At 44.3% G+C, this 14,434-nt stretch carries 17 protein-coding genes; 7 read left to right on the top strand and 10 right to left on the bottom strand.

What is annotated here, in order from left to right; all coding sequences use genetic code 11:
• Positions 1–176: 176 nt before the first annotated feature.
• Positions 177–818 (bottom strand): hypothetical protein, encoded by a 642-nt coding sequence (locus ACLWOR_RS00415; RefSeq protein WP_413938679.1) that lies wholly within the window; start codon positions 816–818, stop codon positions 177–179.
• A gap of 22 nt (positions 819–840) precedes the next feature.
• Positions 841–1,260: a hypothetical protein gene (locus ACLWOR_RS00410; RefSeq protein WP_413938678.1), complete on the bottom strand. Its 420-nt coding sequence runs from the start codon at positions 1,258–1,260 to the stop codon at positions 841–843.
• A 310-nt stretch (positions 1,261–1,570) separates the two neighbouring features.
• Here ACLWOR_RS00410 and ald point away from each other — a divergent pair, with 310 nt between their 5' ends.
• Positions 1,571–2,677 carry an alanine dehydrogenase gene (ald, locus tag ACLWOR_RS00405; protein WP_413938677.1) on the top strand — a complete coding sequence of 369 codons (1,107 nt, stop codon included), beginning with the start codon at positions 1,571–1,573 and terminating at the stop codon, positions 2,675–2,677.
• A 73-nt stretch (positions 2,678–2,750) separates the two neighbouring features.
• Here ald and ACLWOR_RS00400 read toward each other — a convergent pair whose 3' ends face one another.
• The 6 genes from ACLWOR_RS00400 to ACLWOR_RS00375 form a co-directional block, all read right to left on the bottom strand.
• Positions 2,751–3,536: a hypothetical protein gene (locus ACLWOR_RS00400; protein WP_413938676.1), complete on the bottom strand. Its 786-nt coding sequence runs from the start codon at positions 3,534–3,536 to the stop codon at positions 2,751–2,753.
• Between the two features lie 6 nt (positions 3,537–3,542).
• On the bottom strand, positions 3,543–4,508 hold the full coding sequence (locus ACLWOR_RS00395) for a hypothetical protein (protein ID WP_413938675.1): 966 nt from the start codon (positions 4,506–4,508) through the stop codon (positions 3,543–3,545).
• Positions 4,509–4,621: 113 nt separating this feature from the next.
• Positions 4,622–5,209 carry a mobile mystery protein B gene (locus ACLWOR_RS00390; RefSeq protein WP_413938674.1) on the bottom strand — a complete coding sequence of 196 codons (588 nt, stop codon included), beginning with the start codon at positions 5,207–5,209 and terminating at the stop codon, positions 4,622–4,624.
• Complete coding sequence (locus ACLWOR_RS00385) at positions 5,172–5,678, bottom strand: mobile mystery protein A (protein WP_413938673.1); 507 nt, start codon at positions 5,676–5,678, stop codon at positions 5,172–5,174. Before ACLWOR_RS00385 ends, ACLWOR_RS00390 begins: the two co-directional genes overlap by 38 nt.
• A gap of 288 nt (positions 5,679–5,966) precedes the next feature.
• A complete protein-coding gene (locus ACLWOR_RS00380; RefSeq protein ID WP_413938672.1) occupies positions 5,967–6,233 on the bottom strand; it encodes a zf-TFIIB domain-containing protein in 267 nt (88 codons plus the stop codon).
• Positions 6,234–6,355: 122 nt separating this feature from the next.
• Positions 6,356–6,706: an ankyrin repeat domain-containing protein gene (locus tag ACLWOR_RS00375; RefSeq protein ID WP_413938671.1), complete on the bottom strand. Its 351-nt coding sequence runs from the start codon at positions 6,704–6,706 to the stop codon at positions 6,356–6,358.
• A 225-nt stretch (positions 6,707–6,931) separates the two neighbouring features.
• Between ACLWOR_RS00375 and ACLWOR_RS00370 the strand changes: the two genes are divergently transcribed.
• The 3 genes from ACLWOR_RS00370 to ACLWOR_RS00360 all read left to right on the top strand — a co-directional run bounded on the left by ACLWOR_RS00370 (position 6,932) and on the right by ACLWOR_RS00360 (position 9,500).
• On the top strand, positions 6,932–7,258 hold the full coding sequence (locus ACLWOR_RS00370; protein WP_413938670.1) for a hypothetical protein: 327 nt from the start codon (positions 6,932–6,934) through the stop codon (positions 7,256–7,258).
• Between the two features lie 211 nt (positions 7,259–7,469).
• The gene (locus ACLWOR_RS00365) at positions 7,470–8,588 is read left to right on the top strand and encodes a DegT/DnrJ/EryC1/StrS family aminotransferase (RefSeq protein ID WP_413938669.1); all 1,119 of its coding nucleotides are present in this window, start codon (positions 7,470–7,472) and stop codon (positions 8,586–8,588) included.
• A 156-nt stretch (positions 8,589–8,744) separates the two neighbouring features.
• The gene (locus tag ACLWOR_RS00360; protein ID WP_413938668.1) at positions 8,745–9,500 is read left to right on the top strand and encodes a cyclic nucleotide-binding domain-containing protein; all 756 of its coding nucleotides are present in this window, start codon (positions 8,745–8,747) and stop codon (positions 9,498–9,500) included.
• Between the two features lie 6 nt (positions 9,501–9,506).
• Here the strand turns inward: ACLWOR_RS00360 and ACLWOR_RS00355 are convergent, their stop codons facing one another.
• Positions 9,507–10,208 carry a ComEC/Rec2 family competence protein gene (locus tag ACLWOR_RS00355; protein ID WP_413938667.1) on the bottom strand — a complete coding sequence of 234 codons (702 nt, stop codon included), beginning with the start codon at positions 10,206–10,208 and terminating at the stop codon, positions 9,507–9,509.
• Between the two features lie 8 nt (positions 10,209–10,216).
• Complete coding sequence (locus ACLWOR_RS00350; protein WP_413938666.1) at positions 10,217–11,119, bottom strand: ComEC/Rec2 family competence protein; 903 nt, start codon at positions 11,117–11,119, stop codon at positions 10,217–10,219.
• 315 nt (positions 11,120–11,434) lie between these two features.
• Between ACLWOR_RS00350 and ACLWOR_RS00345 the strand changes: the two genes are divergently transcribed.
• The 3 genes from ACLWOR_RS00345 to ACLWOR_RS00335 are packed head-to-tail and all read left to right on the top strand — an operon-like array spanning position 11,435 to position 14,353.
• The gene (locus ACLWOR_RS00345; RefSeq protein WP_413938665.1) at positions 11,435–11,959 is read left to right on the top strand and encodes a tetratricopeptide repeat protein; all 525 of its coding nucleotides are present in this window, start codon (positions 11,435–11,437) and stop codon (positions 11,957–11,959) included.
• Positions 11,960–11,982: 23 nt separating this feature from the next.
• Positions 11,983–13,362, top strand: a complete 1,380-nt coding sequence (locus ACLWOR_RS00340) for a LysM peptidoglycan-binding domain-containing protein (protein ID WP_413938664.1) — start codon at positions 11,983–11,985, stop codon at positions 13,360–13,362.
• A 25-nt stretch (positions 13,363–13,387) separates the two neighbouring features.
• Positions 13,388–14,353: a DNA-processing protein DprA gene (locus ACLWOR_RS00335; protein ID WP_413938663.1), complete on the top strand. Its 966-nt coding sequence runs from the start codon at positions 13,388–13,390 to the stop codon at positions 14,351–14,353.
• Positions 14,354–14,434 lie beyond the last annotated feature (81 nt).

Below are 14,434 nucleotides of genomic sequence, written 5' to 3'. Positions count from 1 at the left end.
AGAAAGAAGCAAATAAAAGTGACCGTATACTATCCGAAGGAAAGGGGGAGGAGGGTAAAATTTGCTTACGGAGTGGGAGCTTTGCAAAAGATTCTGAAATGTCAAAATCTTCGACAGCGAACAGGGCGCTGGGAGTAAAAGGAAAATAAAAATAACATGTTAACAGTTTGTGAAATTCATTCCCCAAGGGACTTTTTGATCTTTTGAGCGAACAGCCAGAACTTATTTTTGTCACCTAGTTGTGTTTTTAAAAATTTCTCAGCGTCCTGAGGGTCGATTTCTTGGGCCTTTAAATAATGTTCTTCAAAGAGGTTTTTTGTGGCCCCGATAGCAAGGGACGGGAAGCTTGAGTCTTCGACCTCGCCAAATGCGACAATAAGGAGTCTTTGCCATAAAGCTTTCATAGAGCGGTTGTAGGTCGCCTCCAACATACGTCCCTGAAGGCCTGACGCCTCCTTGATTTGCTTGGTCGACAAAGGGGAGTCCATTTCAAGGGCTTCGAGGATCTCACGGCTTTCGGGCGGTAAGGGCCTTTCTGAGCGAAGATAGGCCATCATATTGATGAAGGCTTCTTGTGAAAAAAACGTGGCCCGATTTTGATACCATTTCGTATAGACGACTTGATGAGAGCGAGAAAGTTCTTCTCTTAAAATCCAAAGATCTGAAACCCGATGATCACCATCGACGTCCCACTCCCACCGCATTTTGATACGCGGATAAAGTTCGCTCCACAAAGAAGCCGGTTCTTTCTGATTTTGAATCGGAAAGACCAAGAGAATATGTTTTTTATTGATGCTACTGAGAGCCTTTTTTTTCACAGTTCTCAGTCTAAGTCATTTCTTAGCGGAAGTTGTGGATTTTTTTACCACAAACAAAACCGTCTGCGTCGGAGGATTTGTAGGAAACTCCTTGTCCAGAACTCGACGACACTTCAAGTTGCGACACATACCCGCGTATGTAGTTGTTTTCCATCGTGACATTGCTAACGAACAGTTTGAGTGTTTGTTTTTCTTTGCCCTTACCTTTTAATGTGCCTTGAAAAATACCTGGAGCAATTTCCGAAAGGGCATACATTTTACCAGAAACAGTCGTTCCAAAAATCAAATTGGCGCGCAGCTGTCCTTTGGCGTTTTGAATCACGCTCACACGTGCTCCTTGATAGCCGACGACATTGTTCACGGCACATTGGAAAAGTGTGGCAGCCTGTGCCGTTGTCGTGAAGATCAAAGCCGCTATTGTCGAGAGTAAAATATGAGTCATAAGGGGCTCCTTTGGATTATTCCGTCGAGCGGATAATAACCCACGAGGCCATTATGAATGGCATTCTTTGCGTTTGTCGGAAAAATTTATTCGTCGAACTTTTGGGCAAAAAAACGAGACAAATTTGCTAGGGTTCCTCCTTAAAACTTCTATATTTGAGCCCGGTTTGACGCATCATGGATTAAGTCGAGAAACCGGCGAGGGCTCCCTTGTTTTTTACAGTCTTTCTGGCATATTCCCAGGGATCTCAAAAAAGTAATTAATGCAGCTCAGCTAAAAAAACCAGCTTGGGCTCTTTTAGGAGTGAAAAATGATTATCGGTGTTCCTAAGGAAATCAAAATTTCTGAAAATCGTGTCGGTCTTACGGAAGCTGGCGTTCGTCAGTACGTTAAAGACGGTCACTCAGTTCTTGTCGAGAAAGACGCTGGTAACGGCTCTGGTATCACGAACGAACAATACGAAAAAGCTGGCGCGAAAATTATCGACACAAAAAAAGAAGTCTACGCCAAAGCTGACATGATTCAGAAAGTTAAAGAACCACTTCCTGATGAATATGAATTGATGCGCGAAAACCAAATCCTTTACACATACCTGCACTTGGCTGCTGAAGCTAAATTGACAAAAGTATTGTGCGAAAGAAAAGTGAAAGCTGTTGCTTACGAAACAATCCAATTGGACAACGGTTCATTGCCTCTTTTGACTCCTATGTCTGAAGTTGCAGGTCGTATGGCGACTCAAATCGGTGCTTTCTACTTGCAAAAAGATCACGGCGGTAAAGGTATCCTTCTTGGTGGCGTAACTGGCGTTAAACCAGGTAAAGTGACTATCATCGGTGGTGGTGTTGTTGGTACAAACGCTGCAAAAATGGCAGTAGGTCTTGGCGCTTCTGTAACGATCCTTGACGTGAACACAGCTCGCTTGGAATACCTTGATGACGTTTTCCAAGGTCGTTGCATGACTTTGTTCTCGAACCCAAAAAACATCGAAGAATCTGTTAAAGAATCGGACCTTGTTATCGGTGGCGTATTGATCACGGGTCACAAAGCTCCAACTCTTGTTTCTAAAGAGATGATCTCTTCTATGTCTAAAGGTTCAGTAGTTGTTGACGTTGCGGTTGACCAAGGTGGTTGTATCGAAACTTGCCGCCCAACTTCTCACCAAAACCCAACATACGAAGTTGATGGCGTTATCCATTACTGCGTACCGAACATGCCAGGCGTTGCTCCAAGAACTTCAACTTACGCTCTTACGAACGTAACAATGAAGTACGGTATGATGCTCGCGAACATGGGCGTAGAAGATGCTGTTGCGAAGAGCCCAGCATTGTTGAAAGGTCTAAATGTTTACGGTGGTTCAGTTTGTTATGAGCCGGTAGCCAAAGATCTTCACATGGAATACAAGCCTTACAAAATCTAATTAGATTTTCGTAAAGATAAAATTAAAAGCCAACGTGCCTTCGGCCGTTGGCTTTTTTTATCGGACATGCTTGTTAAATGCCCTTCATATAAAGGACAGCAAGCGCAGCGGCCTCAGTCGAAGATAGAGCGGGGGCGCTGATGTTAGGGCAAGTGCCGAGTGTCTCGATCATTTTCTCTGTCGAGTTTGAAAGCCCCAGAGCAATCATTTGTTCATCAATTGAAAATGTGCGTAGGGCTGCCAGGCTGGCTAATGTGTAACTCCCCAAAAAAGAACCGCAAACATCGTTGTAAGGTCTTGCTGCCAATAGTTTCCCGACACCAAACTGACGAACGTGAGCGCGATAAACGGGATCAGTAAACGCAAATTTAGGTGTATAGTTTCGGTCGCAGTGGCTTGAAACAACGCAAACAACGGATTCGTTAAAGCCAACGCGATCAATTCCGAAAAAGAAACTATTGTTGCGCTCATAGATTTTAATAGCACGGTCAATGGCGATATTGATTAGGACCTGACGGAAAAGGGGAGAGAAGGGTTTGCTCATCGGGTCGCGAGGTTCTCGTCCAAACATTAACAAAATTCGGGCGTCATCTGCAACGAACTCTCCGGAGGCAAGATATTCTGCGACGGATTGATGAAGTGCGCGTACTCGTGGGTCAATAGAGGCACTGAAAAGTCTTTTGATCGCGCCAGTCTGTGAGTATTCGCGTACAAGTTGCGCCCAAATGTCAGTGGCTTCATCATTTAGGTCATTGAAAGTCGCATAATCGGTGCGCACAGCGAACTCGGGATATTTGCCGGCCTGTGCACTGATCGAGATTCCTAAAATAAGAGCGAGAGCTAGAAACGTCTGTTTCATTGTTGCTTATCTTTCTTTACCCGCACTCAAGCGGTCCATATAACGTAGGAATGTTTCGTAATCATATCCAGTTAGCTTTTCAGCAACCACCATGCGGCTTTTTTTCGTGTCTTGAGTCATGTTGTACATATCCAGCGTGGACTCGGTGCTTGTCAGGCCTGGAATTGTTCCAGTTAGGACGAAGTAAAGTCGTGGCACGCCGACCCGATTATCAGCGAGAGAGTTGAAGTCTTGTGCAATAAAGAGACGCAACCAGTGAAGTGTGCCGTAATCGAGAGCATAAAAGCTACTCGTGTCGAGTAACGACAAAATGCCCATTGCCAAGAGCATCGTACGAGCTTCTTGTTTTGTGAATTCAGAAGATTTTTTGAGTTCTGAATTGTGGCCATTTTTGTTCATGACGGTCATAAGGAGCGTTTGAATGTGTAAGGGATGAAATAACGGCGATTCAAAAAATCCCGGACGAGTTTCAAGAATGACTGTGATGCCTTTTGAAGTAATTGTCGCTGCCAAAAGATGGACCAAAAGGGGATGCATTTTTAAAATAGGGACGCTTCCTCGGTTGATGATCTCTTGAAAATTTGCATCAGAGCTGGCTAGGAAATTAGAAAGTTCTTGAGAAAATTGCAACACCTGGGGTGGTGTTTTCTTCTGTTGCAAAGCAACCAGTGCGCGTTGAAGCGAGCCTTCTCGGTGAATGAGATTGTTCCAAACATCTTCGGCTTGCAAATTGAGTTCTTCGAATGTCGGGATATCCATAAATCGAGCAAGCTTGACGCGCATTTCTTCTTTTTGTTTTTCCGTATAGAGTTTTGCGACTCGTGCTCGTTCTTTGTCATAATCGGCAGTGGTCATCACATAGTCATAAGCACGGGCGACGGAGCTTAATGAAAGGAGCGCTGTCAAAAAAATGGACAGGAGACTTGTTTTGCCGAAGACCTGTCGTGAAAGTGTCGTTAAAATAGCGCTCATAATGAAATCCTCTGGTAAAGAGACATCATTGCTAAGACGATGCCAGTTTATAGAGGTATTTTAGTGGGTCTCAAACTTGAGCGCTTAGATATATCCTCACAAGGATGAGCTGGTTAACTGCGCATAAAATTTAACAAATCGTGATAAAGCTCATTCGTATCAGCTTTTTTCAAGGCCGAGATATAGCGTTCTCGAGACGAGCCTGCCTTTGTCAGATTGGCCTTGCCCCATGAAAAGCTGGGGCACTCTAATTGATCCGCTAAGAGATCTGCCGCCAGACGTGAAAAGCGCCCGTTACCGTTGGGGAAGGGGTGGATCAAAACCAAGCGGTGATGAAATCTTGCAATGATTTCGTCAGTTGAAAAAGTTTGGTTTTGTAGCCAAAAATGAACATCATCCAAAAGAATTTTTAGATCATTTTGAATGCGAGAAGGAGAGACGCCAATATTGGTTTCACGGGTGCGAAAAAGTCCCGCCCACTTCCAAGTATCGCCGAACATTTTTCGATGCAGCAGGCATAAGCCAGAAGCAGAAAGTAAATCAGTCTTCAAACGACGACTGCTCATTGCCCACAGTGTAGCGCGGGCAATTCCAGCCGCCTCAAACTCATCCAACTCAGCTTGCGTAGTAAGTCCCGGGATCAGTCCGTTCAGACTGTCTTGATCAAGGGGAGTGGCGTTTGGCGGGCTTTCTATTTTCACTTGTTAACTTCCATATTTTTTTGTCTTCTTTTGCGAGAAGCTCTTGCGTGATTTCGCGAATGAGTTCTTCTTGCGAGGCGCGCGATGTATCTTGTTTTTCAAGGCGCATCGTATGCTCTGTTTTTTGCACCACTTCTTGTGCTGCCAATCGAGCTTGTTTTTCGAGAGTGGCTTGCAGGCCTTCTCCTTTAGGGACAAAGAAATAAACGAGTTCGCAATTTAAGGCCTCGGCCGTTTCGCGCAAGGTTTGTACCGTGACCTTGCCAGCGACTTCGTCTTTTTCAATGCGCTCTATTCGCTGCTTAATCACATTCAAACGAGCACCAAGATCTGACATCGACATTCCCAGAGCTTGGCGGATTTCTTTCACCCAGCCATCCTTAGGTGCTTTCAGAGAGAAGACCTGAAGCTTGCCTTGGAAAAATCGATCTAGTTGGTTTCTTCGGAGTTTTGCAGTTTTAGCAGCCATAAATCACCTTTATATTCGTCTACCTATGTATAGACTTATAATACTATATCGTCTATATATAAATAGACCTGTAGTTATAAAATAGCTACATATATATAGACGAAATAAGGTGATTTCCGATTATTTATGTCTCAAAAAGACAATATCACGATAAAAGATGACCAAAGACCAAGTCAAACAAGATATGTAAATTATATGTAACTTTTAATAAAAGGTCTAGGTTGCAACCTGAGCTGCAACCTAGATGAGGGGATCGGCGCTCCGCTTGCGCAGAGTGCCGTCATGGGGTTAGTCAAAGATTTCTTCAAGGAACGATTTCTTACGCTTGTAAGGCTTTTGATAAGGGCCTTGTTGGTAAGGATTGTGTTGCTGTGGTTGCGCGTAAGTTTCTTGAGCCGGACGGGAAGGGGCTGCGTTTTGTTGAGAACGCTCAAGAATTTTATCAAGCTCACCACGATCAAGCCATACGCCACGGCACTCCGGGCAGTAGTCGATTTCAATGCCTTGTCGTTCTGAGATTACTAAATTTGGTTCTTTGCATGTCGGGCATTTCATATAGACCTCCAGTGAACTTAAGCCTATCGAAATTCAACCCATTCGAAAAATAGATAATTAAAATGAACATCTTCGGTTTTAGTGAAGATGCGATCATCCTTTTCAGGGTGTTGATGTTGTCTTTAATTGCCTCTGTGAGAGCGTATAAAAAATCTTTTTATTTTGCTTAAAATTGATTCCGGTGGCAGACGCTGTTCAAGTATCGCCAGAATTTCTTGTCGTTGATAAAGCTTTGCAGCCTGCAGGGGAGTCATGTTGTCGAACTCTGACAACAGCGCTGGATCGGCCCCGTTCTCTAAAAGAAAAATGGCAATCTGCGTGTGACCCGAAACGATGCTCGCCACCAATGCAGTCGAAAGAATTTCGGGATGTTGATAATTTGGATTAATGCCATTTTTGATATGATACTGCACGAGTTCAAAATTTCCATTGGCAGCCGCATTGTACATTTCTTTCCAATCACCAGCGGACATAACCGATCGCCTCCCATTGCTTTCGTGCAATTCTGTGTTTCCATTAAATTATTCAAGCCATTTTAGCAGTCGTAAGCAAGGCATTTCAAAATCGATAGTGTAAATTCCGTGGTCGTTTTTTGAATTTAGTCTATGCCTTTTGGCTCTAAACAATCAGTGAACTAGGATATTTCGCTTCTCGCTGCTATAACCAGAGCATAAACAAACCCAATTGTGGAGGGCTTTATGTTTAGAGTTATCATTGCACTCTTTTTTGTATTCGCGGCCCAAGCCCAGGCTCAGGTCTACGATCGTCACGAAATCATCGATGTACGAAAACCTTGCACGGCTCCAAAAGTTATTAGAAACAGCCACGGTGAAGTAAAAACTCAATCTATTTTGACGTACGAGGCATGCCAAGATGGCAGAGGAGAAGTCGTCCATACTGAGATCTCATTGCCCGGTGATTCACCTGTTGTTCAAGAAACGGTTGAGATGCTTTGCAAGGGATTAAGAACTTACCTTCTATCAAAGCGCATCGACATTGAAATGTCCGCGTGCATGAAGGAATAGAGGAAAATTCAGTCTTGACCCTAAGGTCTATGGTCCATTTGCCTCATAGAGGGGCAAGTGTGGCCTGTAGACACCACCTTTTTGTTGTGAGTTAGATACAGTCTAGAGCTTAAGACAGCCCGTCATAGGGAGTATTTGCAAATTTCTTAAAGCTATCGGAAAATTTCCTCATCAGATCTTTATAAAAAAACTTTTGATTGAGAGAGATTATATGAGCATTCAACAAGTCCCATTTATCACCTTAAATCGTTTTGAGCCTGGTTTCCGCGATGAATTTTTGGCGGGCGTAGCTTCTCTTTTTGATAAGACTCAATTCGTAGGTGGTCCTATCGTTGCTGAGATGGAAGCAAATTTGGCAAAGTACACAAAATCAAAACACGCAATCGGTTGTGCGAATGGAACTGATGCGATTCAAATTGCTTTGCGTGCGGTGGGTGTTGAAAAGAACGATAAAGTTCTTGTTCCAGATATGACGTTCTGGGCGACTTTCGAAGCGGTTGTGAATGTGGGCGCAAATCCTGTGACTGTGGATGTGAATCGCACGGCTTGCCACTGGGATCTTGCAACTTTCAAACAAGCAGTTGAGCAATTCAAACCAAAAGCGGCCGTGATGGTTCACCTTTACGGTTGGGCAACACCTGATACTTTGGAAATCAGAAAATATGCTAAAGACAACGGCGTGATCTTGATCGAAGACGGTGCGCAATGTTTTGGTACTGAAATCGACGGTCAGTCGATCTTGGGAACAGCGGCGATTTCGACAACATCATTCTATCCAGCAAAAGTTTTGGGTGCTTCAGGTGATGCGGGCGCGATCTTTACAGCAAACGATGAGTGGGCTAAAAACTGCCGCACCTTGATCAACCACGGTCGTACAGATCACTATTCACACGGTATGATCGGTTGGAACTCTCGTATCGGTGCTTATGAGTCTTTGTTCTTGAATATGTCTTTGCGCCACATCGATGCTCGTATTAAGAGCCGTATGAACGCAGTGAAATTCTACGAAGAGTCTTTGCAAGGTTTGCCTTTGAAACCAGTTCGTGCGGGCGGTAAGGTGACTGAGAACGGTTACTGCGCAGTTGCGATGATCGAACCTTCACTTCGTCCTGCATTGATTGAGAATTTGAAAAAAGCAAATGTTGGTTACGGTACAATCTATCCGGGCGCAATGAGCAAACAATCTGGTTCTGCAGGCCACTTGGCTGGCAAAATCGACAACGGAAATGCTCACTACATTTCTCAAGCGGTTTTGAATCTTCCATGCTTTGCATACATCACTCCGGAAGAGCTTCAATACGTTGTAGATACGGTTAAGAAGAGCTTCTAATTTTATTACAAAAAGAATATTTAGAGCCCACTGGTAACAGTGGGCTTTTTTTATTCTGAAATTGGACTCTTCACCTAGGTCGAGCAGGACTGCCATTTGATTGCTCTCTCAGCGAAAGATTTTATCATTTAAAGATAAAGTACGGGGGCCGAAATAATGGCAGCAGAGTTAGAAAACAAACGCATCTTTCTTATCGCCTCTCACAACCCACAAGAGGCGGAGTCCTTTGAGCTCGCACTCCGCAAGCATATTCAAGGTGTCACAGTGTTTACGGCCGCTGATGGCCTTGAGGCGCTCTTTAAAATTGATAACGTTCCTCCGAATGTCGTGATCGTCGATGCGGACCTGCCAAAAATGAATGGCTCTGAATTGGTCGATCGCCTTTTGAATCGCAAAGAAAAAATCGCTATTGTATTTGTCTCTTCAAAATCCGACGACACACAATTCGTGGATGCTGTCGTAACAGGGCAGGTTCATATTTTGAATCGTCCGGTGAAAAAAGACATTTTTATTCAGCACGTGAATCGCGCAATGAACTGGATCACCAATGGTGACAATGCCAACTACGCATTACGATTCCTAGCGCCGAATGAATATCTGATCCGTGACGGTGAAGCAGCTGAGTCTATCTTCTTGGTTAAGCGTGGCAGTTTAAAAGCCTTCAAGACCGAGAATGGACAAGACATCTTACTTGGTGAAATCGGTGCAGGGGAGTTCGTAGGTGAAATGGCTTACATTCACGGCGAACCACGCTCAGCAAACGTCATGAGTACGACAGATTGCGAACTCATTGAAATTCCGCATGCAAGCTTAGATAAAGTTCTTTTCTCAAGACCTGCATGGTCAAAGGCATTGGTAAAGACGCTCTCGACTCGCCTTAAAAACTCCAATGCGGAAAAAATCCAAAGCTAACGAGATCTATTGTTCAAACCAGATATTTCCCCAGTCCTCTGTTCGGAGCAGAGGTATCTTGTATCTCTGCAATCTGGAAATGATTTCGGCATGGGGATGTTTGTAACGTCTCCATCTGGCGGAACTCACGGCGTGCTTTAAATGCGGCATGGCTTTTAATAAATTTTCTGAAGTGCTTGTACGACTTCCATGATGACCTAAAACCAAAATGCCGACGTCTTGTAATGGCACTTCGTGCGACCAACGATTTTCTTCTGCGATGGTGGAATCACCGGGAATTAAAACATTCTGGATTTTAAAAACTTGAGAATTGGCGTTTGAAATTTTGCTTAAACGGGGAATCCACGTTGTCACCAAATCTGTATTATCAGAACATCGCGAAAACCCCTGAATCAGTTTTTCTTTCCGCTTACTACTCCGACCAAGCGGCGGCTTTTCCAAACAAGAAGTCTTAGACAAAGCCCCAATACCGCCAACATGATCCCAATCCCAGTGACTCACAAACATTCTCTGCTCTTTTTGTTGGCAAAGTTTGCTGGCCTTCTTCTGTGGAAAAAACTCGCCGCCGCGATCAAAGTGCAAACACTTCGTAGCATCTGTCCACGTTGTCCATTGTCCCTGTCCCACATTCCAGACGATAAAATACTTCCGTACAAAAACTTCCGTTGTAAAACTGGAGCTAAAAAATAACAGTGAAAATAGAAACACAAAATTTCTCATGAGTGATCCCGTCCCTGACGAGTGTGGATTCTAAAAAAGTGGATCACCACATGCCATGCAGTTATCCACATCCATGAATACCCGGGAGGCAGCGAAGAACTTCGCACCAATTGAATCGGTTCTGTTCCGTGCTCAAGAATCCAGCGAAATAAACTTTCACTGTGTTCAAAAAGAAACAAAGCAGGTGGAAAAAGAAATCCTAAGATAGCCGTGGGGAATAGAATCAAAGAAATAAACGGCATTAAAGTCAGATTGAATAGCACACTCAGTGGATGCAGATTGCCCCAACCCCAGAGTGGAAAACTCATAAAAACAAAAATGCACAATTGAGTGGCAAAAATTCGTGGAAAAGTTTTTCGAATACGAAACAGACCCACGGCACTCAGTGCCAGCGAGGCACACCAACTTAAAATCAATGAAAGTGAAGACCACCACGCTGGAAAAAGAAGCAAGCAAGTCATTCCTGCGATGGCAACAAGCAAGTCCGATGGAATAGACAGGCGCATCCGAAATTTTGTAGCCGTGAAAATCCATGACAGAAGTGCACGCACAACAGGTGCCTGCCAACCTGCGATCAGAGAGTAAAAACTTAAAAACAGAAATCTTACAAGCCCTGGAATTTTGAAGATGCTGAAAAATTGATCAAGTAGCAGCAGGTGAGATCCCGAGACCACGTAAGCATGAATCAGGGAGCTGCGTAAAAGATCGTTCTGCAGAGTGGAGGTCGGCAAATTCGCTCCACATATAAGAGCTGCCAAGGATGCGTGACTTGCAGAAGTTTGCGGCAGCAGATCGTCACATTTTAGGTGAAAACCGATTGCGAAATCTGATGTGTAATTCAGCAATTCAACACTCAGTGGAGTGCTTAAGCTCAGAGCAAGAAATAGCAGAATGATCATAGTTTTAATGAGTTAGCAATTTTCACTGCATATCTGGTTTCTAACATGATCTGTAATTGAGTCCGCGCGTCTAACGTGGTCGGATTTTAAGATCTGAAATTCAAGAGCTTAATTACAGTGCTTTAATGCAGTATTCGTCAGTAAAAACATGTATTTAAGTCGTGCTCAAAGTATATGCAATTCGCTCAAAGCCTTGATAATGAATAGGTCTAAGGTCTAGTATTGCAGTAACTCAACATTTTATGTGGATAACTCCTGCTTGTTTGCACTTCTCGATGCGTGTCATACTAGTCTTATAGATTGGGGTGTCGACAGATGAAGCAACTTAGACGATTGGCAGCAACGGTCCTTATCAGTTTACCTTTACTCGTCACGGCGAAAACAAAAGCACCATTTAAAGGCGCACAGAACGATCTTTCGAAAGAATCTTTGTTGGTAGAACTAACGGGAAAAGATGTTTCGAAAGAAAGTGATACGACTCTTTATGCTGAAATGGTAGGCGCTTATCAGCGTGATGATGAAATTGGATTTAAGAGTCGCTTGCAAAGTTTGATGTCTCGCTTCCCGCAAAGTCCCTATGCAGATAATGCATTGTTCTTAGCCGGACGCATGGCGGTGGATCATGGGAACTACGCAGAGGCGATTCGCTTCTTCGGTCGTATTGAAAAAGACTATCCGCGCAGCAACCGTGTGGTCGCTGCAAAGTTCGCCAAAGCGATGACATATAAGAAAATGAACCTTCCAGAGTTTTCTCGTCGCAACCTCGCTGAGGTTCGTTCGAGATACCCAGGCAGCCCGGAATCTTTCCGCGCTGATGCCGAACTGAAAATGATTAAATAAATCACCTGAGCAAGGATGCGCGTGTGAGAAGAAAAAACATCTCGTTGATTTCAGCCTGTGTGTTGACGGCTTGCCTAGCGCAAGCCCAAGAAGAACCGGATTATTCAAAAGAGTCACGGTTTCATGACATCTACAAAAAGTACAACGAGAATCCCACTCCAGTAGAAGCGTGGACGAAGGCTTTGGGAAATCGCCAAGCGGAAACCTATAGCGTACAAAAGGGCGATACACTTTGGGATATCTCGCAAACGCTTTTTGGTGACAGTCATTTTTGGCCGAAGGTGTGGTCACTTAATAAAGGATCGATCTTGAATCCGCATGAGATCAATCCATCTATGGCCATTCAGTTTTTTGCTGGAGACATCGAAGATGCACCAACATTGGAGTTGGCATCTGCAGAAAGTGTCGCAACAACAGCTGAACAGCAGCACAATATTCTTGTCGACACAGGTGACGGTAATAAAGAAATTCTGACTTTGCCTCCATCGCGTCGTAAGCGCACAGCTGTTCTTAAGAAAATTCCAGCAAGTATCCCGCAGCACAGAGCTGCGATTGCGGAAAGTCGCACCGTGGTTGAAATTGAGCTTCCGAAAAATCAATTTCCTCCGGCAACTGAATATTTGGGCTATTACCTCAACGATGGCCCGGTCATTGGTGCCGGATATGTGAGTTCAACGGAAGTTGATTCTAAAACAGCAAGTGAATTTCAATACGTGTACGTGCAAATGGATCAACCACCAGAGAAGCACTATGTTGCTCGTCGCAATGGTGACAAAATTCCAGATCCAGCGCATCGCGGTCGTTCAGGTCAAATGATCGAATACCAAGCTGAGCTAGAAATCTTGGAAAAAGTGAACTCAGAAAAAAACATTTATCGTGCAATGGTGACTAAATCCATCGTGCCACTTGATGTGGGAGCTGTGTTAACTCCGGGACGCCTGCCACAGATTGATCCGCGTAAAACACCTGTCACAACAGGAGTGGGTGGAACTATTATCGGCGGACAATATGAAAAGAAGCGTTTCATTTTTGGTACGCAAGCATTGGTGTTTATCGATGCCGGTGCCCAAGCGGGTTTGCAGGTCGGACAGAGTTTGAATATTTACGCGGACGAAAAGCTGCGTAATAAGAAAACCCAAGCCAACATTATCGACCGCGTGATTGGTCAGGTGAAAATCGTGAATGTCGCTCCGGGATTTGCAACTGGGTACGTAACGAACGCAAGTGCTGATATCATGCCTGGCGACGTTGTGGGAACACGAGCGGTGCATGCTTCAGCGGCTCCCGCGTCCTCATTTGACACGGGCACTGAGAGCGACCTTGAAAAAGAATTTGAAAATTCTCCTGAAACTCCTGCCGCTCCGGCGGAATCCGGATCCGACGATACTGATCTGGAACTTTAATTCGTTCTGAAGAGTTCTTTGTTTTTTGCAAAGAACTCTTTACATGAACGAACTTTATATACTTTCGCAAATCATTAAGGCCCATCCTCGATACACTCTTGATTCTTTCCGCTGGCAAGAAACTTACCTGCGACTTGCAGCGAGTAATGAACTTAATCCCGACGGTTTAATGGCTGGGTTAAAAATCCATTGGCCAGACATGTATCAATATCTGGATAAAAATCAAACTCTCGCGAAGGAACTTAAAGAGTCTTTACGTCCTCTGCAGCTATTGGGAATTCAATTGCTGTGTTTCGGTGAGAACGATTACCCCACAGAATGCTATCGCATGGAGGATCCGCCTCTGACACTTTCTTATTGGGGAGAGCCGGCTTGGAAGAAAGGTCCGGCCTTGGCCGTTGTTGGCAGTCGCGAGCCACAAAGAGAATCCCTGGAATGGATGGAACAAGATTTAGCTCCATTTATTGAAAAAGAAAAAATCTGTGTTGTCAGTGGTGGCGCGCGGGGAGTGGATCAAAAATCTCACAGCATCGCTTTAAGAAAAAAAGTACCTACACTGGTGATTCTGCCATCGGGCCTTGGAGAATTTTATCCCGCCAATTTAAAAGAATGGATACAGCCTGTGTTTTCTGTCGGTGGCGCCTTTATTAGCGAATATGACTATCAACAAAGAATGCACAAACATCTGTTCCATCATCGCAACCGTTTGATTGCAGCTTTAGGGCGCGCGAGTTTAATTGTTGAAGCACGTAAGAGAAGTGGCACATTGATTACAGCTCAACAGGCCGCACAGCTGGGCAGACCTGTTTGGGTGGTGCCTGGTCATCCGCGCGATCCGAACTTTCAGGGCAGCTTGGATTTGCTTTCTGAAGGAGCGCAACTTGTGCGAGATGCTCAAGATCTATCCATGTTTTTTCACTCTGAGTTAGAAAGTGAAAAGTTGTCCCCAGTACAGATAGGGGTTAATCTAGAGCTGTCACCCTATATATAGTGATGAGTGTAAGTTGCCAAAATCCTTGCGAAAAAAATGAAATGATCTAAAAAAATCTTTTGCATCGCCCCTATATTTACC

This window comes from Bdellovibrio sp. HCB2-146 (genome assembly GCF_047345725.1).
Classification (GTDB): domain Bacteria; phylum Bdellovibrionota; class Bdellovibrionia; order Bdellovibrionales; family Bdellovibrionaceae; genus Bdellovibrio.
The sequence above is the reverse complement of the archived record's forward strand: the minus strand, read 5'-3'. Positions and strand labels throughout refer to the sequence as shown.

Coding starts and splice junctions, on each gene's coding strand:
- ACLWOR_RS00375 (WP_413938671.1), bottom strand. CDS start 6,706: ATGTCCGCTGGTGATTGGAAAGAAATGTACAATGCGGCTGCCAATGGA.
- ACLWOR_RS00370 (WP_413938670.1), top strand. CDS start 6,932: ATGTTTAGAGTTATCATTGCACTCTTTTTTGTATTCGCGGCCCAAGCC.
- ACLWOR_RS00410 (WP_413938678.1), bottom strand. CDS start 1,260: ATGACTCATATTTTACTCTCGACAATAGCGGCTTTGATCTTCACGACA.
- ACLWOR_RS00385 (WP_413938673.1), bottom strand. CDS start 5,678: ATGGCTGCTAAAACTGCAAAACTCCGAAGAAACCAACTAGATCGATTT.
- ACLWOR_RS00360 (WP_413938668.1), top strand. CDS start 8,745: ATGGCAGCAGAGTTAGAAAACAAACGCATCTTTCTTATCGCCTCTCAC.
- ACLWOR_RS00345 (WP_413938665.1), top strand. CDS start 11,435: ATGAAGCAACTTAGACGATTGGCAGCAACGGTCCTTATCAGTTTACCT.
- ald (WP_413938677.1), top strand. CDS start 1,571: ATGATTATCGGTGTTCCTAAGGAAATCAAAATTTCTGAAAATCGTGTC.
- ACLWOR_RS00350 (WP_413938666.1), bottom strand. CDS start 11,119: ATGATCATTCTGCTATTTCTTGCTCTGAGCTTAAGCACTCCACTGAGT.
- ACLWOR_RS00380 (WP_413938672.1), bottom strand. CDS start 6,233: ATGAAATGCCCGACATGCAAAGAACCAAATTTAGTAATCTCAGAACGA.
- ACLWOR_RS00365 (WP_413938669.1), top strand. CDS start 7,470: ATGAGCATTCAACAAGTCCCATTTATCACCTTAAATCGTTTTGAGCCT.
- ACLWOR_RS00400 (WP_413938676.1), bottom strand. CDS start 3,536: ATGAAACAGACGTTTCTAGCTCTCGCTCTTATTTTAGGAATCTCGATC.
- ACLWOR_RS00395 (WP_413938675.1), bottom strand. CDS start 4,508: ATGAGCGCTATTTTAACGACACTTTCACGACAGGTCTTCGGCAAAACA.